Annotated in this window: 22 protein-coding genes; 7 read left to right on the top strand and 15 right to left on the bottom strand. The window is 69.7% G+C overall.

Features of this window, described 5'->3' with window-relative positions; all coding sequences use genetic code 11:
• Both ACIPK3_RS21440 and ACIPK3_RS21435 read left to right on the top strand, forming a co-directional pair.
• The coding region (locus ACIPK3_RS21440) for an ATP-binding cassette domain-containing protein (protein WP_402571851.1) at window positions 1-333 on the top strand (333 nt) is incomplete at its 5' end.
• A complete protein-coding gene (locus ACIPK3_RS21435; protein ID WP_402571849.1) occupies window positions 330-2,681 on the top strand; it encodes an ABC transporter permease in 2,352 nt (783 codons plus the stop codon). The genes ACIPK3_RS21440 and ACIPK3_RS21435, both read left to right, overlap by 4 nt.
• A 78-nt stretch (window positions 2,682-2,759) precedes the next feature.
• Here the strand turns inward: ACIPK3_RS21435 and ACIPK3_RS21430 are convergent, their stop codons facing one another.
• The 4 genes from ACIPK3_RS21430 to ACIPK3_RS21415 all read right to left on the bottom strand — a co-directional run bounded on the left by ACIPK3_RS21430 (window position 2,760) and on the right by ACIPK3_RS21415 (window position 5,702).
• Complete coding sequence (locus ACIPK3_RS21430) at window positions 2,760-3,188, bottom strand: hypothetical protein (RefSeq protein ID WP_402571847.1); 429 nt, start codon at window positions 3,186-3,188, stop codon at window positions 2,760-2,762.
• 4 nt (window positions 3,189-3,192) lie between these two features.
• On the bottom strand, window positions 3,193-3,579 hold the full coding sequence (locus ACIPK3_RS21425) for a roadblock/LC7 domain-containing protein (RefSeq protein WP_402571845.1): 387 nt from the start codon (window positions 3,577-3,579) through the stop codon (window positions 3,193-3,195).
• A 37-nt stretch (window positions 3,580-3,616) separates the two neighbouring features.
• On the bottom strand, window positions 3,617-4,528 hold the full coding sequence (locus ACIPK3_RS21420) for a MarR family transcriptional regulator (RefSeq protein ID WP_402571843.1): 912 nt from the start codon (window positions 4,526-4,528) through the stop codon (window positions 3,617-3,619).
• Window positions 4,529-4,745: 217 nt separating this feature from the next.
• A complete protein-coding gene (locus tag ACIPK3_RS21415; RefSeq protein ID WP_402571842.1) occupies window positions 4,746-5,702 on the bottom strand; it encodes a LysR substrate-binding domain-containing protein in 957 nt (318 codons plus the stop codon).
• Window positions 5,703-5,834: 132 nt separating this feature from the next.
• Here ACIPK3_RS21415 and ACIPK3_RS21410 point away from each other — a divergent pair, with 132 nt between their 5' ends.
• The 3 genes from ACIPK3_RS21410 to ACIPK3_RS21400 all read left to right on the top strand — a co-directional run bounded on the left by ACIPK3_RS21410 (window position 5,835) and on the right by ACIPK3_RS21400 (window position 8,150).
• Window positions 5,835-6,389: a peroxiredoxin gene (locus tag ACIPK3_RS21410; RefSeq protein WP_402571841.1), complete on the top strand. Its 555-nt coding sequence runs from the start codon at window positions 5,835-5,837 to the stop codon at window positions 6,387-6,389.
• 1 nt (window position 6,390) lies between these two features.
• Window positions 6,391-6,933 carry an alkyl hydroperoxide reductase gene (locus ACIPK3_RS21405; RefSeq protein ID WP_402571839.1) on the top strand — a complete coding sequence of 181 codons (543 nt, stop codon included), beginning with the start codon at window positions 6,391-6,393 and terminating at the stop codon, window positions 6,931-6,933.
• Between the two features lie 164 nt (window positions 6,934-7,097).
• Window positions 7,098-8,150, top strand: a complete 1,053-nt coding sequence (locus ACIPK3_RS21400) for a helix-turn-helix domain-containing protein (protein WP_402571837.1) — start codon at window positions 7,098-7,100, stop codon at window positions 8,148-8,150.
• Window positions 8,151-8,223: 73 nt separating this feature from the next.
• Here ACIPK3_RS21400 and ACIPK3_RS21395 read toward each other — a convergent pair whose 3' ends face one another.
• The 5 genes from ACIPK3_RS21395 to ACIPK3_RS21375 form a co-directional block, all read right to left on the bottom strand.
• Window positions 8,224-9,555: an AI-2E family transporter gene (locus tag ACIPK3_RS21395; RefSeq protein WP_402571835.1), complete on the bottom strand. Its 1,332-nt coding sequence runs from the start codon at window positions 9,553-9,555 to the stop codon at window positions 8,224-8,226.
• Between the two features lie 139 nt (window positions 9,556-9,694).
• The gene (locus tag ACIPK3_RS21390; protein ID WP_402571833.1) at window positions 9,695-10,390 is read right to left on the bottom strand and encodes a transglycosylase SLT domain-containing protein; all 696 of its coding nucleotides are present in this window, start codon (window positions 10,388-10,390) and stop codon (window positions 9,695-9,697) included.
• 397 nt (window positions 10,391-10,787) lie between these two features.
• Window positions 10,788-12,113 carry a PhoH family protein gene (locus tag ACIPK3_RS21385; RefSeq protein ID WP_402571831.1) on the bottom strand — a complete coding sequence of 442 codons (1,326 nt, stop codon included), beginning with the start codon at window positions 12,111-12,113 and terminating at the stop codon, window positions 10,788-10,790.
• Between the two features lie 358 nt (window positions 12,114-12,471).
• Window positions 12,472-13,245: an isoprenyl transferase gene (locus ACIPK3_RS21380; protein WP_402571830.1), complete on the bottom strand. Its 774-nt coding sequence runs from the start codon at window positions 13,243-13,245 to the stop codon at window positions 12,472-12,474.
• A gap of 501 nt (window positions 13,246-13,746) precedes the next feature.
• Window positions 13,747-14,235 (bottom strand): GNAT family N-acetyltransferase, encoded by a 489-nt coding sequence (locus ACIPK3_RS21375; protein ID WP_402571828.1) that lies wholly within the window; start codon window positions 14,233-14,235, stop codon window positions 13,747-13,749.
• A gap of 156 nt (window positions 14,236-14,391) precedes the next feature.
• Between ACIPK3_RS21375 and ACIPK3_RS21370 the strand changes: the two genes are divergently transcribed.
• Window positions 14,392-14,757 carry a DUF192 domain-containing protein gene (locus ACIPK3_RS21370; protein WP_402571826.1) on the top strand — a complete coding sequence of 122 codons (366 nt, stop codon included), beginning with the start codon at window positions 14,392-14,394 and terminating at the stop codon, window positions 14,755-14,757.
• Here ACIPK3_RS21370 and ACIPK3_RS21365 read toward each other — a convergent pair.
• Window positions 14,741-15,649 carry a GlxA family transcriptional regulator gene (locus ACIPK3_RS21365; protein ID WP_402571886.1) on the bottom strand — a complete coding sequence of 303 codons (909 nt, stop codon included), beginning with the start codon at window positions 15,647-15,649 and terminating at the stop codon, window positions 14,741-14,743. The genes ACIPK3_RS21370 and ACIPK3_RS21365 overlap by 17 nt on opposite strands.
• A gap of 130 nt (window positions 15,650-15,779) precedes the next feature.
• Here ACIPK3_RS21365 and ACIPK3_RS21360 point away from each other — a divergent pair, with 130 nt between their 5' ends.
• A complete protein-coding gene (locus ACIPK3_RS21360; RefSeq protein ID WP_402571824.1) occupies window positions 15,780-16,373 on the top strand; it encodes an MBL fold metallo-hydrolase in 594 nt (197 codons plus the stop codon).
• Window positions 16,374-16,418: 45 nt separating this feature from the next.
• On the opposite strand, the gene ACIPK3_RS21355 is transcribed toward ACIPK3_RS21360, so the two are convergent.
• From ACIPK3_RS21355 to ACIPK3_RS21335, 5 genes are all read right to left on the bottom strand, one after another.
• On the bottom strand, window positions 16,419-17,051 hold the full coding sequence (locus ACIPK3_RS21355; protein ID WP_402571822.1) for an OmpA family protein: 633 nt from the start codon (window positions 17,049-17,051) through the stop codon (window positions 16,419-16,421).
• On the bottom strand, window positions 17,048-17,629 hold the full coding sequence (locus ACIPK3_RS21350; protein WP_402571820.1) for a hypothetical protein: 582 nt from the start codon (window positions 17,627-17,629) through the stop codon (window positions 17,048-17,050). Before ACIPK3_RS21350 ends, ACIPK3_RS21355 begins: the two co-directional genes overlap by 4 nt.
• Before the next feature lie 34 nt (window positions 17,630-17,663).
• A complete protein-coding gene (locus ACIPK3_RS21345) occupies window positions 17,664-18,260 on the bottom strand; it encodes a pilus assembly protein TadG-related protein (protein ID WP_402571884.1) in 597 nt (198 codons plus the stop codon).
• Window positions 18,257-18,487 carry a hypothetical protein gene (locus tag ACIPK3_RS21340; RefSeq protein ID WP_402571882.1) on the bottom strand — a complete coding sequence of 77 codons (231 nt, stop codon included), beginning with the start codon at window positions 18,485-18,487 and terminating at the stop codon, window positions 18,257-18,259. Before ACIPK3_RS21340 ends, ACIPK3_RS21345 begins: the two co-directional genes overlap by 4 nt.
• 113 nt (window positions 18,488-18,600) lie before the next feature.
• A complete protein-coding gene (locus ACIPK3_RS21335) occupies window positions 18,601-19,368 on the bottom strand; it encodes a response regulator (protein WP_402571818.1) in 768 nt (255 codons plus the stop codon).
• Window positions 19,369-19,373 lie beyond the last annotated feature (5 nt).

The raw sequence follows: 19,373 nt of genomic DNA, 5'->3' as shown, positions 1-19,373 counted from the left end.
GACGCCGAACGCACCGCACTCGGCTGGATGGAACGCCTCGAGGTCGACGGCCTGAAGGACAAGCGGCCCGGCGAGGTCTCCGGCGGCCAGGGCCAACGCGTCGCCGTGGCCCGCGCCCTGGTCACCGCACCACGCGTCCTGTTCGCCGACGAACCCACCGGCGCCCTCGACTCCTACAACGGCGAACGCGTCATGGATCTGCTGACCGACGCCGCCCGCTCCACCAACGCCGCCGTCGTCCTCGTCACCCACGAAGCCCGGGTCGCCGCCTACTCCGACCGCGAGATCGTCGTCCGCGACGGCAAGTCCCGCGACATGGAGCGCGCCATATGAACCCACGCCAGTGGGCCAGGGACCTCACCATGGGAGCCCGCTTCGCCGTCACCGGCGGCCGCGAGGGCTGGGTCCGCATGACCCTCACCGCCGTCGGCGTCGGCATCGGCGTCGCACTCCTCCTCCTCTGCACCGCACTCCCCAACATCTTCTCCGCCCGCCACCGCGTGGAGGAGGCGCGTCTCGACTACCCGGCCTCCGACACGCTCCTCCCCAAGGCGGACAACACCGTCCTGGTCGGGCACACCGACACCACCTGGCACGACGACGACGTCCGCGGCCGCCTCATCGAACCCGAGGGCAGCAAGGCGCCGCTGCCCCCGGGAGTCGACCGCTTCCCGGCCAAGGGCGAGATGGTCGTCTCCCCCGCACTCAAGGACCTGCTGGCCTCGGACGACGCCAAGCTGCTCCGCGAGCGGCTGCCGTACAGAATCACCGGCACGATCGGCGAGAGCGGACTCATCGGCTCCCACGAACTCGCCTACTACGCGGGCGCCGAGGGGCTGCCGGTCAAGCCGGACTCGTCCCGGATCGCGCGGCTGAAGACGTTCGGCACCCCGGTCCCGTCGACCGAGGAGAAGACCGATCCGGTGCTGCTCCTGCTGATCCTGGTCGTGTTCGTGGTGCTGCTGACGCCGGTCGCCGTGTTCATCGCCGCCGCCGTCCGCTTCGGCGGCGAACGCCGCGACCGCCGCCTCGCCGCACTGCGCCTGGTCGGCACCGACAGCCACATGACCCGCCGGATCGCCGCGGGCGAGGCCCTCGCCGGAGCCCTCCTCGGACTCGCCGTCGGCACCGGCTTCTTCGTCCTCGGACGCCAGACCCTGGGCACGATGGAAGTGCTGGACATCAGCGTCTTCCCCAGCTACCTCGACCCGACCCCCGTGCTCGCCCTGCTGGTCGCGGTGGCGGTCCCGGTCGCCGCCGTACTCGTCACCCTGCTCGCCATGCGCGGCGTGGTCGTCGAACCCCTCGGTGTCGTACGCGCGGCCAAACAGCGCCGCCGCCGGCTGTGGTGGCGACTGCTGCTGCCCCTCGCCGGCCTCGCCATGCTCTACCCGATGATCAACAAGGGCCGCGACAACGGGAACTTCAACCAGTACCTCGTCATCGGCGGCGTCCTCCTGCTGCTGATCGGCATCACCGCCCTGCTCCCCTGGGTCGTCGAAGCGGTCGTCGTCCGGCTCGGCGCAGGTTCGCTGTCCTGGCAACTGGCGGTACGACGGCTCCAGCTGAGCAGCGGCACCGCCGCCCGCATGGTCAACGGCATCGCCGTCGCCGTCGCCGGAGCCATCGCACTCCAGATGCTCTTCACCGGCGTGCAGAGCCAGTACACCAAGGACACCGGCAAGGACCCCAGCCGGGCCCAGATGCAGGTCGACCTGACCAACCGGACGGCGCTGTCCGGCGTCGAGCGCGAGTTCGGCGGCACCAAGGGAGTACGGTCCGCGGTGGCCCTGGCCTCCGGGTCGTACGGCGACAAGCGCCGCGCGCCCGACACGTCCAGCAGCATGACCGTGGGCTCCTGCGCCGCCCTGCGCGAACTCGCGGCGCTGCCCTCCTGCGAGGACGGCGACGTGTTCATGATGCTCCCCGCGAGTGACGAGGTCGCCGGCGCGGTCGACAGCGAACGCACCCTGGCGAAGCCCGGCCGGCAGCTCTTCATCGACCCGTCCTACGAGGACGGCCCGCGCGGCGCCGAGGTGGCCTGGACCGTACCGGCGCAACTGCGGGAGGTGAACGCGCGCAAGGACTCCCTGATGCCGGGCAGCTTCGGCCTGCTCCTCACCCCCGCCGCGCTGCCCGACCGGGCCAGGAAGACGCTCTACAGCCAGGTCTACGTGCGCATGGACACGTCGGTGCCGGACGCACGGGAGTACGTGCGCAACGCGGCCATCCGGGTCGACCCGATGGCGAACACGTTCACCTGGACCGCGACCAGCGAGTCCGCCAAGCTCGCCTCCCTGCGCACCGGTCTGTTCGTCGGCTCCGCCTTCGTGCTGGCGCTGATCGGCGCGAGCCTGCTCGTCTCCCAGCTGGAGCAGCTGCGCGAGCGCAAGAAACTGCTCTCCGCACTGGTCGCCTTCGGCACCCGGCGCCGCACACTCAGCCTGTCGGTGCTCTGGCAGACGGCCCTCCCCGTCGGCCTCGGCCTGGTGCTGGCCACGACGGTGGGCATCACCCTCGGCACGGTGCTGCTGAAGATGACGAAGACGCCGGTGACCATGGACTGGGCAAGCGTCCTGACCATGGCCGGCGTGGGCGCGGCGGTGGTCTTCACGGTCACCCTGCTCAGCCTGCCGCCGCTGCTGCGCATGATGCGCCCGGAGGGCCTGCGCACCGAGTAGCGGGCGGTCGGCTCGCCACTGCCACGGCCGCCCGACGTGGGCCCCTTCCCGCCAGGAGGGGCCCACGTCGTGGTGCGCTCACAGGCTGTGCTCCCGCACCACCCTCCGGGCCTGGGCGAACAGCATGCCGACGTTCACCGCCTTGCGGCAGACCACGACGGACACGACGTCCTGCTGCTCGTTCATGCGGATGAACAGGTGGGTGAGGTTGTCGCTGTTGACCAGGATCTCCTGGAAGAAGTGGTTGTCACTGGAGCTGCCACGACGCTCCTTGAAGAGGTCCTCGATCATCACGACCGTGCGCCCCTGGAACAGGTCGAGCGTCGCGCCCGCCAGCAGGTCCAGGACCTCGGGCGGGTGGTTGTCGATCGTCTCGTACGCGAGCAGCATCCCGGTGGACATGTCGACCACACCGGCCGCGACACACTCCGGCACCTCGTTGCGCAGCGTTTTGACCAGGCTCATGACCTGGTCGGAGAAACCTGTTGCCATGCGTTTCGTCGCCATCCCTTCACACTCCCTCTGGGGCTTTTTCGGTGAGGATCGAGCCGATGCGGTCGAGTGCCGGATGGGTCGCGCGGTGCAGGTGGTCCACGTCCATCCCCTCGTCGCCGAGCACGACCATCAGTGCGGTGTCGCCGACCGCGTAGAAGGCGAGGCAGCCGTGGCTGCCGTAGGTCACCGTCTGCCGCAGCGCACCGCGTGCCGTGGCGTGGGCCGTGCGGCGGGCGAGGCCGAGGCTCGCGGCCGCGAGGGCGGCCAGGCCCTCCGGGTCGATGGAATCCGCCGTGTCGGCCGCGATCAGCATTCCGTCGGCCGCCGCCAGGGCGGTGTCGGTGATTCCGGTGACCCGTTCGCGCAGCCCGCGCATTTCCCGCGCCAGGGCTTCGTGGTCCATGTACTCAACTCCCTCGTTCGCTTGGCTTCTTCTGGTTTCATTTGGCGGTTCCGTGCCGCAGACGGAAGAACCCCTTCCAGCTCGGGCCGCTCTTCGCCGGGTCGAGCGCCTCGGTGATACCGCTCGCGCCCGGTTCGCGGCGCGGCAGCCGCGTGGGGACGGGGATCGGTTCCGGCGCGGGAGGTGGAGCCGGTGGCTCCCGGTGCCGTACGACGGGAGCCTCCCGGCGCATGTGGACCACCGGTGCCGCGGTGGTCGGCCCGGCGCACACCAGCAGCCCCTCGCCGAGCATCCGCGCAACCTCCACCGTGACGGTGTAGACCCCACGTCCGGCACGAAAGGCCAGGTCCCGGGTGGTGCGGCGGCCGTCGGCATGGCCGAGCAGCTCCTGTTGCAGCGGGGTGAGAGGGTGCCGCGGCGGGGCGCCGGGCAGGGGGCGTTCGCGGTCGGGGCGCACGGGGTGGGCCAGCGCGGCCACGGCGGCCAGCTTGCGGTTGGCGTCCTGGAGCAGCCGGCCGGGCACCTCGCCGACCGTGACGGGGGCGTGCGGCTCGGTGCCGTGGACGGGCTCGCAGCCGTCCACCCGGCCGGCGACGATGGCGAAGGCCGCGTCCTGGAGGGCCATCACACAGACCACCCTGAGCTGGGCGGCGCCCGCGTACCCGTGTGCGATGAGCCCGTCGGCCGGCCAGCGCGCGCCGCCGGACCGCCGTACCAGTTCGGCCCACTGCTCGCCGTCGATCCGGTTGGAGCGCAACAGCAGTGCCTCGGGGCCCGGGGCGCCGGGGCTCTCGGCCGCGACGACGAGTCCGGTGCGCAGATGGAAGGCGCCGCCGGGACTGCCCGGTACCCGCAGTTCTCCCGTGAACCCCTCACGCCCGCACGCGATCAGGGCGTGCGCGAGCCGGCTGTAGCCGGCTCTGCCGAGGGAGTCCCGTTCCTCCGACATCACTCCCCTTGGCAGATCGTGACCGATCGGCATTTCGCACTGACGCCTGACGCGTCACACCGAGGGGGTATGTGTATCAGTTCGATGGTGTATTCCAGCGGGGGATTCCCCAGCTGTCGCCGGCTGACGGAAGTTGGAATTTCAGGCTGTTCAAATCGCTTTGTTCGAGACTCATTTGATCGATTGTGGAAGGTATTTGACGGCCCGAGCCATGAGCTCAGTTCTCGGCGAGCACCCGCACCGGCAGCGGCCGCAGCGCCACGCGCAGGGCGGCGGCGAGCTCCCGGTACTCGGCGCCGCGGGCCGCTCCGGCGCGCATGGCCAGGGCGATACGGCGGCTCGGGGCCGGGGCCGCGAAGCCGGCGGTGAGCAGCTGGTCGCTGCGGGTCGCCTCGACCCGCAGGGCGGTGCTGGGCAGCAGGGTGCAGCCGAGGCCGCCCGCGACGAGCTGGACGAGGGTCGCGAGGCCCGCCGCGGTCGTGCTGACCGGGGCGTCCTCCCGTCCCGCCTCACGGCAGATGTCGAGGGCCTGGTCGCGCAGGCAGTGCCCCTCGTCGAGGAGGAGCAGGTTCAGCTCCCTGAGCGCCTCGCGCGGTATGTCCGCACGGCCGCCGAGCCAGTGGTCGAGCGGGGTGACCAGCACGAAGTCCTCGTCGAACAACGGAAGTTCCACCACGCCGGGGACGCCGAGGGGCACCGCGAGCAGCAGCAGGTCGAGTCGTCCGCCGGCCAGCCCGTCCAGCAGACGGGCGGTCTGCTCCTCGTGCACATGGAGGTCGAGCTCGGGGTAGCGGTCGTGCGTCAGCCGCAACACGGTGGGCAGCAGATAGGGCGCGACGGTGGGGATGACCCCGAGCCGCAGCGCCCCCGTGAACGGCGCGCGGACCGCCTCGGCCTCCTCCAGGAGCGCGCCGACCTCCTCCAGCACCGCCTTGGCGCGTACGGCGAGACGCGCACCGGCGGGCGAGAGCAGCACCTTCCGGGTCGTACGCTCGAGCAGGGTGACCCCCAGGGTCTCCTCCAGCGCGGAGACGGCGCCCGACAGCGCGGGCTGGCTCATCCCGATGGCCGCCGCCGCGTCCCGGAAGTGCAGATGCTCCGCCACGGCGGCGAAGGCCCGCAGCTGGGAGAGGCTGGGCCGGCGCCGTTTGGCGGGTGTACCACTCACGGTCACTGATAGATCCTTCCGATCAACGCGACCGAGTGTAGCTATTTCCCGGATCAATGCGGCCTGTGCCAACATCAACAGCGTCCAACCCAAGGGAGACCCCGCGATCCGGGTGTCTCCTCGCTGCAAGGAGAGCGTGTGCTCACTGTCGGTGACAAGTTCCCCGAGTTCGAACTGACCGCCTGCGTCTCGCTGGAGAAGGGCAAGGAGTTCGAGACGATCAACCACAAGACCTACGAGGGCAAGTGGAAGATCGTTTTCGCGTGGCCCAAGGACTTCACCTTCGTGTGCCCGACCGAGATCGCGGCCTTCGGCAAGCTGAACGACGAGTTCGCCGACCGTGACGCCCAGGTCCTCGGCTTCTCCGGCGACTCCGAGTTCGTGCACCACGCCTGGCGCAAGGACCACGACGACCTGCGCGACCTGCCGTTCCCGATGCTGGCCGACTCCAAGCACGAGCTGATGCGCGAGCTGGGCATCGAGGGCGAGGACGGCTTCGCCAAGCGCGCCGTCTTCATCGTGGACCAGAACAACGAGATCCAGTTCTCCATGGTGACCGCCGGTTCCGTCGGCCGTAACCCCAAGGAGGTCCTGCGGGTCCTCGACGCCCTCCAGACGGACGAGCTGTGCCCGTGCAACTGGAGCAAGGGCGACGAGACGCTGGACCCGGTCGCGCTGCTGGCCGGTGAGTGACATGTCCCTCGACTCCCTCAAGTCCCGCGTACCCGACTACGCCAAGGACCTGAAGCTGAACCTCGGCTCGGTCATCGGCAACTCGGACCTGCCCGCGCAGCAGCTGTGGGGCACGGTCCTGGCGACCGCCATCGCCTCCCGCTCCCCCATCGTGCTGCGTGAGCTGGAGCCGGAGGCGAAGGAGAACCTGTCGCCGGAGGCGTACACCGCGGCCAAGGCCGCGGCCGCCGTCATGGCGATGAACAACGTCTTCTACCGGACGCGTCACCTGCTGTCCGACCACGAGTACGGCACCCTGCGCGCCGGTCTGCGGATGAACGTCATCGGCAACCCCGGTGTCGACAAGGTCGACTTCGAGCTGTGGTCGTTCGCGGTGTCCGCCATCAACGGCTGCGGCCTGTGCCTCGACTCGCACGAGCAGGTGCTGCGCAAGGCCGGCGTCAGCCGTGAGGTCGTCCAGGAGGCGTTCAAGATCGCCTCCGTGGTCCAGGCCGTCGGCGTCACCCTCGACGCGGAAGCGGTACTGGCCGAGTCGGCCGAGTAACCGCCCCGGCGCACACGGCCCCCCGCTCACCGGACGGTGAGCGGGGGGCCGTCGTCTTTCCCTGCTGCGTCCGCCGGGCGAAACGCCTTCGGCAGGTGACTGATAATCAGTCACGTGGCGGTGGAGGTGAAGCAGAGGTGAAGCACAGCAGTGCGGGGGATCGCGTGGGATCGCTGGTTGCGGCGGATGATGTCGGGCCGGCCGACGACAGGTTCGACTGGTTCTGCGAGGCGGTGTCCAGCGACGTCATGCCCGTGACGCTGAGCGCCCGTCGGGCGGCCGACTTCCGGGCGAGCATCTCGTATCTGGATCTCGGCGTGGTGGGGCTGTCCACCGTGGCGTGCTCACCGGTGCTCTCGCGTCGCACCCCGACCCATATCCGGCGTGGCGATCCCGAGCACCTGCAGCTGGCGCTCATCACACAGGGGGCTGTCAGGATCTCCCAGCGAGGCAGTGAATCGGTGGTCGCGGGGGGACTCGTGCTCACCGACACCTCACGACCGAGCGAGGGGGCCTGCACCGGCGGGCAGGCCGAGACGCTGGTCGTACAGATTCCCCGTCAGGCCCTGGCGCTGAACCCGGACCGCGTCGACCGCCTCCTCGCACAGAACCTGGCCGCGGACGCGGGGTCGGGGGCGATCCTCGCCGACTTCCTGAAGACGCTGATCGCCCGCGGCCCGCGCTGCCACCCGGAGGAGCTGCGCGGGATGGGGGCCGTCACCCTCGACCTGGCCACCGCGTTTCTCGCGCGGCAGCTCGGTGACCCCGGCCAGGCGCCCGCCGAGGCTCGCGCGCAGGAGACGCTGCAACGGATCCACCGCTTCATCGAGAACAACCTCGGCGACCCGGACCTGACTCCCCAGGTGATCGCCGATCGGCACAACCTGTCCCTGCGTCGTCTCCACGCCCTCTTCGGCGACCAGCCCCTGACCGTCGCGGCACGCATCCGCCGGAGCAGGCTGGAGCGAGCCCACGCCGACCTCGCACGCGGGGAACTCGGCGGTCAGCCCGTTCAGTCGATCGCGGCTCGCTGGGGCTTCCCCAGTGCCACCGGCTTCAGCCGGGCGTTTCGCGAGGCCTACGGGGTCACCCCCACCGAACATCGTGCGTTGTCCCTGGCGGCCGCACGACACGCAGCGCACAGAAACCCGGCACGCCACGAACACCACCAGGCGCCGCCCGGGCCTAGATTCTCCTCTGGAGACACCGCGGCGTGAGCTGTGGGGCGAGCGGTGGTGCCGGAGACGTCACGGGGGTGCGTCTCCGGCAGCATCTCCCCGGTTGGGCGGATCAGCTCTCGGTGACGGGCGGGGCGGCCGGTTCGGCGGTGGGTGCGGGTGGCTCCTGCGGGGGGCCAGGCGGCGAGGTCGGGGCCGGGGCCGGGGAGGTTTCCCGGGAGTACTCCCGCAGATAACCCACCACCGTGTTCGTCACCGCCACCAGGGGCACGGCCACCACGGCGCCGCCGATTCCCGCGATCATGCCGCCCGCGGCCACCGAGAGCACCACGGCCAGGGGGTGTACGCGGACCGCGCGGCCCAGGATGAACGGTTGCAGGACGTGGCCCTCGATCTGCTGGACCGCGAGGACCACCGCCAGGGTCATGACGGCCGTGAAGACGCCCTGCGTCACCAGCGCCACCACGACCGCGAGCGCACCGGAGGCCACCGCGCCGACCAGCGGGATGAAGGAGAACAGAAAGATGAACACGGCCAGCGGGACGGCCATCGGGACGTCCAGGAAGTAGATGCCGAGGCCGATGAAGATGGCGTCGATCAGGGCCACCAGTACCGTGCCCCGGACGTAGGCCGTCAGCGTGCGCCAGGCGCGCGGGCCGGCGCCGGCCACGCCCGGACGGGCCGCCTCGGGCACCAGCTTGAGCGTCCACTGCCAGATGCGTTCACCGTCGTAGAGCAGGAACAGCGTCGAGAAGAACGCCAGCAGGATGCCGGTCAGGGCCTCCACGATGACCTGGACTCCCTCCAGACCCGTGGACGTTATCTGGTCGGCGTTGGCGCCGATCGCCTCGCGCAGGTTCTTGGCGATCTGGTTGATCTGCTTGTCCGTGACGTGGAACGGGCTCTTCAGCAGCCAGTTGCGCAGATCGTCGATGCCGTTCTGGATCTGGCTGGAGAGGGTGTCGATGTTCTCCATGACCTGCCAGGTCACGAACCAGCCGATCAGCCCCATGACGGCGAAGCCGAGAAACGCGGTCATCGCGGTGGCCGGGCCGCGCGGCACCCCGTGGCGCCTGAGCCGGGCCACCGTCGGCTGGAGCAGCGCGGTGATCAGCAGCGCTATGACGAACGCCAGGACCACCAGCTGGACGGCGCTGATGACCCGCATCAGCACCCAGACCGTGCCGGCCAGCACCAGCAGGCGCCAGCCGGCCTCCGCGGCGACCCGTACGCCCCACGGCACGGCCTGGGCGGGATCGGGGCGCGGTGTCTGCGGCACGGGCGGCGGGGTCGCGGACGGGGCCGGTTCGGCGGCGCGCTCGACCTGGGACTGCTCCGAGCCGCCGTGGTCCTTCTCGACCTCGGCCCTGCGTTCGTCCAACCGCTCACCCATCTCGGTCAGTCCGGCGCCCAGTCGGCCGAGCCACCGTGGCACTCGCGACATGATCCGTCCTCTTCCCCCCGCGTTCCCGGGTGCTCGCCACCACTCCCCCCGGGAGTCGTCTGGCTCCGACCGTACATTGCGAAAGCCCCTCCCCCTAGGACGGGGAGGGGCTGCGCGAGGCTGAGGGACCCTGGGGGCCTCAGTACGAGTGGTTGGCCTGCCAGTACGACCATGCGTCGCAGGGGCTGCCGTACCTCTCGTTCATGTAGTTGAGGCCCCACTTGATCTGCGTGGCCGGGTTGGTCCGCCAGTCGGCGCCGACGCTCGACATCTTGGAGCCGGGGTAGGCCTGGACGAGACCGTAGGCACCGGAGGTCGGGTTGACCGCCCGGTAGTTCCAGGTGGACTCGTGGTCCACGATGTTGCTGAAGCACTGGAACTGGCCGGCTCCGACGATCTGGCGTGCCATCGCCTGGACCTGGGAGACGGTGTAGGAGCTCTGGACCGGGAAGCTGGAGGAGTCACGGGCGGAGGACCGGCTGGCGGCCTTCTTCGCCTCTGCGCGCTCCTTGGCCTGCTTCGCCGCCTTCTCGGCGTCGGCCTTCTTCGCGACGGCGGCCTCGGCGGCCGCCTTGCGGGCCGCTGCCTCCGCGTCCTTCTTGGCGCCGGCGTCAGCCTGGATGGCCTGGGCGTCTGCCTGCTGCGTCAGGGACGCGGTCTGCACCTGGGCCTGCTGACCCGCGGGTATGTCCGCGAGGAGCGTGGTGTCGGCGGCCGTCGGCTCGGCGTCGTTGTTCTGCGCGACGCTGCCCGAGGCAACTCCGACGACGCTTCCGACGGCGGTGACCGCGGTGGCCGAGGCCACTGCGAATCCCCGGACCGAAATCCGGCTCACACGGTTTCCTTCCAGCATCGCCCGCTTCGGTGACCCTGGCGGACGCAATCGTGCCCTTGACGCTGGCCTCCCAACTGCGGGGTCACGGGAGGCACGGGCCCGGTGGGAACTCCCCTACGGGAGTGCCGTGTGTAGCTCGGGCGGCATACGGCTTCGCTGTGGAGTTGGCTGTGATGCTCATGTTGTTCCGTACCGCTGGGGGTACAGGGGTGCCGTATGCGGGGCCTGACAGGAGTGAGACTCTGCCGCAACCGGACGGCGGGTGGCAATTCTGGGGTACGTGTGAAAGCTCACATCCCGTTTGGTCCATGCGTTTTCGAGAAACCCTCACGCGCGAAGGCGCCGCCCGGCTAGGCTCAAGCCTTTTTCGGACGGCGCCAACCAGCGGGTGAATCGGTCAGATGTGACCGTCCTCCAGCATTTCGGTCACCAGTGCGGCGATCTGCGACCTCTCGGACCGCGTCAGGGTGACGTGGGCGAAGAGCGGATGTCCCTTCAGTTTCTCCACGACGGCGACGACACCGTCGTAACGCCCCACCCGCAGGTTGTCCCGCTGTGCCACGTCATGGGTGAGTACGACACGTGAGTTCGCGCCGATCCGGGACAGCACCGTCAGCAGGACGTTCCGTTCCAGCGACTGCGCCTCGTCCACGATCACGAACGCGTCGTGGAGTGAACGGCCCCGGATGTGGGTCAGCGGCAGGACCTCCAGCATCCCGCGCGCGGTGACCTCCTCGATGACCTCGCGGCTGGTGACCGCGGAGAGCGTGTCGAAGACCGCCTGCGCCCACGGGCTCATCTTCTCGGCCTCGTTGCCGGGCAGATAGCCCAGCTCCTGACCGCCGACCGCGTACAGCGGGCGGAAGACCATCACCTTCTGGTGCTGGCGGCGCTCCAGGACCGCCTCCAGGCCCGCGCACAGCGCCAGCGCCGACTTGCCGGTGCCGGCCCGGCCGCCCATCGAGACGATGCCGACGTCCGGGTCGAGGAGCAGATCGAGGGCGATCCGCTGCTCGGCGCTGCGGCCCTTGATGCCGAACGCCTCCCGGTCGCCGCGCACCAGCCGGACGTTCCCCTCCGGGGTCACCCGGCCCAGCGCCTTGCCGCGCTCCGACTGGATGGTCAGGCCGGTGTGCACGGGGAGGCCGGAGATCTCCGGGACGTACACATGCCCTTCCTCGAAGAGGATGTCCACCTGTTCGCCGGGCAGGGTCACTTCGGACATGCCGGTCCAGCCGGAGGAGTCCGTGATGGCGAGTTCGGCGCGGTACTCCTCGGCGAGGAGCCCCACGGAGGACGCCTTGATCCTGAGCGGCAGGTCCTTCGAGACGACGGTGACGTCGTACCCCTCGGCCTGGAGGTTGCGGGCCACCGCGAGGATGCGGGAGTCGTTGTCCCCCAGGCGGTACCCGCTGGGCAGCACGCTGGGGTCCGAGTGGTTGAGCTCGACACGGACGGTTCCGCCGAGGTCCCCGATCGGGATGGGGGCGTCCAGCCGGCCATGCCGCACCCGGTAGTCGTCGAGCAGGCGCAGGGCCTGCCGGGCGAAGTAGCCGAGCTCGGGATGGTGCCTCTTGGCCTCCAGTTCCGTGACCACGACGATGGGGAGCACTACCTCGTGCTCGTCGAAGCGGGTCAGGGCATTGGGATCGGCCAGCAGGACGCTGGTGTCGAGAACATAGGTGCGCCGGTCGGACTTGTGGCGCTTTACGCTGGTCACCACGGAAGGACGTACCCCCTCGGATGAGGTCGGGGAGCGACGGGCTGGAGCTGGACCGGTCGACGGCCCCCGCGAACGGCGGGCCGAGAACCGGCCCTCCGCGGCTTCTTCCGTGCAGTGACCGCACGGGCGGGCTGGTGCAAAGGGCCTCCCGGGCGGACGGCCCCGAGCCGCCCGCTGAGATCCGACGCCCGTGGTTCGGGCGTCGACCTGCATGGCTTATGCCCTCGAACGCGCACTGCCATGCACATGCATGGGACAGCGCGCGTGTGAACTCCTCGTTACTCCTGTCCCAACAGGGACTTACGGGGCGACTCGCGGGTCGGTTTCCACACCGCGGGCCTCACCCGGACGGCCTACGTCAGCCGCCGAAGCGGCGGTGGCGCGCCGCGTAGTCGCGCATGGCGCGCAGGAAGTCGACCTTGCGGAAGGCCGGCCAGAAGACCTCACAGAAGTAGTACTCGGAATGGGCCGTCTGCCACAGCATGAAACCGGACAGCCTCTGCTCGCCGCTGGTGCGGATCACCAGATCGGGGTCGGGCTGGTCGCCGGTGTAGAGGTGGCGGCCGATCATGTCGATGTCGACGGCCTCGGCGAGCGACTCCATGGAGGTGCCCCTGTCCGCGGCGTCCAGGATCATGGAGCGCACGGCGTCGGCGATCTCCTGGCGGCCGCCGTAGCCGATGGCGACGTTGACCAGTATCCCGTCGCGATGGGCGGTGGCCTCCTCCGCCTCCTTCAACGTCCGCTGCATCCGCGCGGGCAGCAGGTCGAGGTTGCCGACGTGGTGGACGCGCCAGCGGCCGTCGGCGGCGAGGGTGCGTACGACGTCCTCGATGATGCCGAGCAGCGGGGCGAGTTCCTCCGGCGCACGGTCGAGGTTGTCGGTGGACAGCAGCCACAGGGTGACGACCTCGACGTCCGTCTCGGCGCACCAGCCGAGGAACTCCTCGATCTTCTCGGCGCCGGCCCGGTGACCGTGGGCCGTGGTGGAGCCGGCGGCCTTCGCCCAGCGGCGGTTGCCGTCGACGATGACACCGATGTGCTTGGGCACCTGGGCGTGGTCCAGGTGGCCTTCCACCCGGCGCGCGTAGAGCCTGACCAGAAGGCCGCGCAGTCGGTCGCGCAGGTTCACGTGTTCGTCAGCCCCTCCGTGCAGTGCGGTCCCCCTGTCGGCGAAGCCTACCCCTGCGGGGCATTGGCGGGGTTCGCGGGTTCGCGGTTCACCGCCGGAGGAAAGGGGCCCGGTGAAAGGAGGAGGGGTGAGGCGGAGGGGGTGCGGCGGAGGGGTGAAAAAAACGGGCCGGTCCGTGGGGGGGAGACGGACCGGCCCGAGGGGGGGTTTCCACCATAACCCTTTGTAAGTGATGTTGCGTGCATCGGCACGTAAAAACTACTCTCCGCAGTCACCCGGCGACACCAGGATGGGGACGAAAGCAGTGGCCCGGGAGATTCCCGCGGGCGCGAACGGCGCCTGGCGTGTCCGACGGTGCGTCATGGCACCGCGCAGCCCCCTCCACTGCGCGGTGCCCACCGCGCAGCTTTGCTCACGCGAATTACCTTGGTCTGAACTTACGTGAGGCGGCGGGGCGAATGCGAGTCGCTCGCGATAACGATGTGGAAACCTTGTGTGGATCTAGGCTCGCAGAATGAGCAGGGCGTGCGTGTCGTCCCCGTGCTGGACCGTGCCGGCGTGCTCGAAACCGTGTCTCTGCAGCAGGCGGACGGAGGCCGTGTTTTCGGAGAACGGGTCGGCGTACAGCGGCCGGGTGCGCTCCTCCTGGAGGAAGGCGGCGAGCGCTCTGGTCCCGATGCCGCGTGCCCAGTACGGACGGCCCAGCCAGTAGCCGATGTAACGGCGGTCGCCCTCCCACCAGGAGACGACGCTCCCGGCGATCTCCCCGTCCACGGTGACCGTGCGCACCAGACAGCCCGGGTCCACGAGGACCCGCTCCCTCCAGTGCTTCAGGAACGCCTCCCGCGGCCGGGGCGTGAACCGCGACCGCCGGACGGCCTCCGGGTCGTGCTCATGGGCCAGGAACACCTCCAGGTCGGTGTCGGCGACCGGGCGCAGGCGTACGTCGGGTTCGTGCCGCGCGTCGCGCGGCTGCGGGGTCTCCCTCATGCCGACCGAGTGTGGCAGGAGCCACTGACAACGGCCCCGCTCCGCCGGTGCGGCGGGACGGGATTCGCGGGGGCTTCCCAACCCGGCTTCATGGATGGGACAACTTGTCCCACTGGACAGGTGCGTTGGCCCTACGGATCGGGAGGTGCTCCGGGAATGGGGCGGTGGCGGGACGGACGGGGCAGGCTGGTCGTGCACGGGGGTGACGGCCCGGTGGACGTACCGCTGGAGATCGCCGCGTCCTATCGGGCCCGTACCAGGGGACTGCTCGGCCGGGACGCCGTCGACGGGGCGCTCCTGCTCTCACCGGCCGGGAGCGTGCACACCTTCGGTATGCGGATCCCCATCGACGTGGCCTACCTCGACCGTTCCCTCCGCGTCATCGCCGTACGCACGATGCCCCCCGGGCGCCTCGGCCTGCCCCGGCTCCGTTCCCGGCACGTGCTGGAGGCGGAGGCGGGGGCCATGGCCGGGTGGGGGGTCCGGGCGGGTGTTGCCCTGTTCGTCACGGCGTGTTCGTGAAGGAACGGCGGTAGGAGCGGGGCGGCACTCCCCGCCGGCGCACGAACTGTTCGCGCAGGACGGCCGCGCTTCCGTATCCGACGCGGTGGGCGATCTCCTCGACCGGCAGGTCCGTGGTCTCCAGGAGTTCCTCGGCACTGCTCAGACGCAGGCTCCGCAGCCAGGCGTGGGGGGTGGTGCCGGTCGCGGCGGTGAAGCGGCGGGCGAAGGAGCGTTTGCTCATCAGGGCACGCCGGGCCAGTTCCGCGACGGGAAGCGGCCCGTGGAGGTTCTCCCGGGCCCACGCGAGAACCTCGGCGAGCCGCTCGTCGCGGCAGTCCTCGGGCACGGGGGCGGCCAGGTACTGTGCCTGCCCGCCGTCGCGGTGGGAGGGCAGCACCATGTCCCGGGCGACGGCGTTGGCCATCGCGGCTCCGTACTCCCGTCTCAGCAGGTGCAGACAGAGATCGAAGCCCGCGGCGGCTCCCGCGCCCGTGATGATGCGCCCTTCGTCGATGTAGAGGCCGTCGGGTTCGACGGTGACGTCGGGATGGCGGCGGGCGAGCAGTTCGGCGAACCGCCAGTGGGTGGTGGCCCGCCGTCCGTCGAGCAGTCCGGCGGCGGCGAGCGCGAAAGCGCCCACGCAGTGGGCGGCGATCAGTGAGCCGCGCTCGTGTGCGGCCGACAGTGCGTCGAGCACGGCGGGAGCGGGTGGTGTGCGGAAGTCGGCCCAGGGCAGCGCGATCACCAGATCGGCCGAGGCGAGCCGGTCAAGGCCGTGCGTGATGGTGAGCGGCACGCCGAGGTCGGTGGGGACCGGCCCGGGCCGGTCGGTGCACAGGGCGAAGTCGAAACCGGGCAGGGTCTCACCGTGCGGGCCGAAGACCTCGGTGACGATGCCGACGGCGAGCATGCCGACACCGGGCGGCGTGTACGCGGCGATGGTCGCGAAGGGAGGCACACGGGCAGTGTGGCACCAATCCTGCGATCAGCGGCAGTTGTGCCACTCGTGAACGGCCCGCCTGCCCGGAAGCATTGAGGCCATGACAGACGCACCGCTCGGCCGCAGCGCCGTGTACACGATCCTGACCACCGGATACGTCGGCTCCACCGGCCCCGGAGTCGCCGCCACCGTCTCCTACGTGTCCGACGGCGACCGGCACGTGGTCTTCGACCCGGGCATGGTGGCCGGCCGCGACCGCATCCTCGCCCCGCTCGCCGGGTTGGGGCTCGGCCCCGAGGACATCACCGACGTGGTGCTCAGCCACCACCACCCGGACAACACCATGAACGTGGGCCTGTTCGAAGGGGCCCGGGTGCACGACCACAAGGTGGAGTACCTCGGCGACCAGTGGAGGAACCGGGACGCGGAGGGCTACGAACTCACCCCGTCGCTACGGCTGATCCGCACCCCGGGCCACAGCGCCGAGGACATCACCCTGCTGGCGGGCACGGACTCGGGCGTGGTCGCCTTCGCCGGTGACCTGTGGTGGCACGCGGACGGCCCGGCGGACGACCCGGTGGCCCCCGACCGCGAGGTGCTGCGCGCCTCCCGGCTCCGGGTGATCGCCGCCGCGAACCTGATCGTGCCCGGTCACGGTGCCCCGTTCAGACCAGACGACACCACGCCGCGCTAGCCGCTCGCTGCGTGTCGTCCCGTCCCGTCCGGTCGAGGTTCGCCGTCAGCTCTCCGAGCGCGGGAAGGACACCTCCACCCGCCGGTTCTTCTTCCGGCCGGCCTCGGTCGAGTTGTCCGCGATGGGGTACTGCTCGCCGTAGCCCCTCACCTCGAAGGTGACGCCCGCGTCGTTGAGGTCCGCGGTCAACACCGCCTGTACGGCGTTGGCTCGTTGCTTCGACAGGACGTCACCGTGGGCGGACGAGCCCAGGTTGTCCGTGAAGCCGAAGACACGTACCTGTTTCGCGTTCTGCTTCCTGATCTCCTCGGCGATCGCGTCGATACGCGCCTTGGACTCCCCGCTCAGCCTCGCGCTGTCCTTGCTGAACAGCACCTCCGCCTGAAGCGCGAACTTCACGTCCGCGTTGGTGTCCTCGCGACGCTCGTCCCCGCTCTGGTCCTCGACCACCGACTTGATGTCCAGCACTTTCACCGCAGCCAGCGTGGCCCCCTCCGGGAGCTTCAGATCGGGGTCGGTGGGGTCGACCCTCACGGGCGCGGCGGGGGTGGCTTCGGTCCCCGGGGGGACACTGGGGCCGGTGTCCGCCTCGGCAACGGGGAGGGCAGTGCAGAGGTTCGCCGCGACGAGGAGGGCGAGGAGAGCGGGGGTACGTTTTGTGGTCACGGGTGACCTCATCCGGAGATTTGGATGGGGGCGGTGGGGAAACCCGGCAACTGGAAGCCGACCTCTGTGGTGTCCGCGGGCGGCGACGGGAACTGCATGAACACCGGAAGCGACTGACCGGCTTCCAGAGCCGGCAGGCCAGTCGTGGTGAGCGGACGGCCGTCCGTGTCACGCAAGACGTAATAGCGCTTCTTCCCCTTGGAATCCACGAGAGTCGCGCCACCGAGCGAACTTCCGTTTCTGATGATCTCGGTCTCGTTACCGCTGAGATTGGAGGGGATCACGGCGGTACTTCCGCTGTCGTTCTTCATGGTGCCATTCACCGTGACAAATCCGCCCGAGTCGCGCGTGACAGACGTGATTTGCAGCAAGAGGCCATTGGGCCCTTTCAGCTCAGCCAATGGCTGGTCTGATTGGCCTTGTTGAGCACTCGGCTTGGACCCTCCGGGCTTGGCGGTGGAGGCAGCCGCCCCCGGCTTCTTGTCGTCGCTGCCACCGCCACTGCAACCAGCCACACCGACAGCCAGTCCTGCCGCAATGGTCAGCACGATCATCCCCCGCCGGGCCTTGGCAGTGAACCGAGTGCTCATCACTCTGCTTCCTTCCCTACTCGTCGTTCGCTTCTCAGTCGGCCAGGTGGACGTCGAAAAGATCCTCAGGCCCCGGAATGTCGGTGAGGTCGTGTGGGTCAAGATTCCAGTTCCGGTCCTTGCAGGTGAGGCGTGGCAGTGCGGTCTGCCCGGCTTCCGTTCCAGGAATCTCGAAGGTGCAGAGCGGCTCGATCACCGCTGTGGCGGAAGCGTCCGCGTACGTGTGCTCCGTGCCGGGAACGACCGAGTCCCCGACCGGCTTGTCGGTCTGCACAGAGACCTCGTAGTCCAGCAGCCCCTTGGATCCACAACTCTCGACGTGTGCGTTGTTCTGCCCGGCAAGCTGATGGGCGCGCCAACACGAAGGACTGACAGGCGCCTTCCCGTCGAAAATCTCCTGCCACTTGGTCGGATCGAGAACGGCCGACTCCCATTGATCGGCGAGCTGATCACGGGTGTTCTGTGCCGCCGCGAGGGCAGCCGCGTCCGCGGCTGTCTGGGCACCGCTCCGATTCGCCGCGGCCTGGCCGACCGCGAGGTAGGCGAACGCAAGAAAGAGCAGACCCGCCACCACCGTGATGTAGATGGGGAAGGCCTGCCCTAAGTCGCCGCGCTTGCGCGATACCGTCAGGTTATCTGCGCGATCTTCGCCTTGATCTTGTCGAGAATGGTCTGGCCGATGTCGGTCCCCGTGATCGCCAACACGATCGCCACCACCACAGCGATGATTCCGAGATACTCGACCGCGGTCTGGCCCCCGTCGCCGCCGCGTCGCCGCGCTGCGCTGATCGTGGTGTTCCTCCAACCACTCACACGCACCTTCGCCGCAACAGCCGCCCTCAGCATCAGATCGCTCATCATGCTCCCCTCCGGCTTCGCTTCCGACGCCGGGACCGTATGCCCGACCGCCCCGCCCCCCGAAGGGCCCCAGGGCCCATTCCCGGGCCCAACTTCTTGCTCGCGGGTTCACTTCACGCCACCCCCAGCCACTTCGCCGCCGCCTGTGAGCGGCTGGTGCTGTGGAGCTTGGTGAAGATGTGGTTGATGTGGTTCTTGACGGTCTTCTCGGTGATGAAGCAGGTGGCGGCGATCTGCTGGTTGTTCATGCCGGACGCGATGAGGTCCATGATCTCCGCCTCCCTGCCGCTCAGCTGGAACCGTGACCTCGGTGACGGTAATGACTGTCCCACAGGAGATTGCAATCGCGAAAGAGGCTTGGGGAGGATTGGGCTTGAATTATCGGTAAGTTCATCGCACTCGTGTGCAGTTGCACGCACCCCGGGCCGGGACAGCAGCACCCCCGCCGCCGTAGTCGTGAAGTGCACCCTGCCCTCCCCGATGTCCCGTACCGCCCTGACCAGTTGGTCCGCGTCGAACTCGCCGTGGACCAGATAGCCACCGGCCCCGAGGCGTACCGCCTCCCGGATGGTCTCCGGCTCGTGGCTGTACGTCAGCATCATGACCGGAGCCAGCCCCACGAGATACGGAAGTGCCGAGATGCCGTCCACGTCGGGCATGCGGACGTCCAGGAGGACGACGTCGGGCGCGTGCCGGAGAGCCGCCTCGCAGGCCTCCCGGCCGTTCGTGGCCTGCGCGACCACGGTGATGTCCGCCCGGCCGGAGAGCAGGGCCGTGAGCCCCGCGCGGACCACGGGGTTGTCGTCGGCGACCACGAGCCGGAGCGGTGCGGCGGGGGTGGCCGGCGGAAGGTTCTCCACGGAGTTCGGGTTGCCTGGCATGCGGG

It is taken from the genome of Streptomyces sp. NPDC086787 (assembly GCF_044745865.1).
Classification (GTDB): Bacteria; Actinomycetota; Actinomycetes; order Streptomycetales; family Streptomycetaceae; genus Streptomyces.
Note: the sequence above shows the minus strand (reverse complement) of the source record. Positions and strands in the feature narration are given on the sequence as shown.

Coding starts and splice junctions, on each gene's coding strand:
- ACIPK3_RS21435 (WP_402571849.1), top strand. CDS start 330: ATGAACCCACGCCAGTGGGCCAGGGACCTCACCATGGGAGCCCGCTTC.
- ACIPK3_RS21430 (WP_402571847.1), bottom strand. CDS start 3,188: ATGGCGACGAAACGCATGGCAACAGGTTTCTCCGACCAGGTCATGAGC.
- ACIPK3_RS21425 (WP_402571845.1), bottom strand. CDS start 3,579: ATGGACCACGAAGCCCTGGCGCGGGAAATGCGCGGGCTGCGCGAACGG.
- ACIPK3_RS21420 (WP_402571843.1), bottom strand. CDS start 4,528: ATGTCGGAGGAACGGGACTCCCTCGGCAGAGCCGGCTACAGCCGGCTC.
- ACIPK3_RS21405 (WP_402571839.1), top strand. CDS start 6,391: ATGTCCCTCGACTCCCTCAAGTCCCGCGTACCCGACTACGCCAAGGAC.
- ACIPK3_RS21395 (WP_402571835.1), bottom strand. CDS start 9,555: ATGTCGCGAGTGCCACGGTGGCTCGGCCGACTGGGCGCCGGACTGACC.
- ACIPK3_RS21375 (WP_402571828.1), bottom strand. CDS start 14,235: ATGAGGGAGACCCCGCAGCCGCGCGACGCGCGGCACGAACCCGACGTA.
- ACIPK3_RS21370 (WP_402571826.1), top strand. CDS start 14,392: ATGGGGCGGTGGCGGGACGGACGGGGCAGGCTGGTCGTGCACGGGGGT.
- ACIPK3_RS21365 (WP_402571886.1), bottom strand. CDS start 15,649: ATGCTCGCCGTCGGCATCGTCACCGAGGTCTTCGGCCCGCACGGTGAG.
- ACIPK3_RS21360 (WP_402571824.1), top strand. CDS start 15,780: ATGACAGACGCACCGCTCGGCCGCAGCGCCGTGTACACGATCCTGACC.
- ACIPK3_RS21355 (WP_402571822.1), bottom strand. CDS start 17,051: ATGAGGTCACCCGTGACCACAAAACGTACCCCCGCTCTCCTCGCCCTC.
- ACIPK3_RS21350 (WP_402571820.1), bottom strand. CDS start 17,629: ATGAGCACTCGGTTCACTGCCAAGGCCCGGCGGGGGATGATCGTGCTG.
- ACIPK3_RS21340 (WP_402571882.1), bottom strand. CDS start 18,487: ATGAGCGATCTGATGCTGAGGGCGGCTGTTGCGGCGAAGGTGCGTGTG.
- ACIPK3_RS21335 (WP_402571818.1), bottom strand. CDS start 19,368: ATGCCAGGCAACCCGAACTCCGTGGAGAACCTTCCGCCGGCCACCCCC.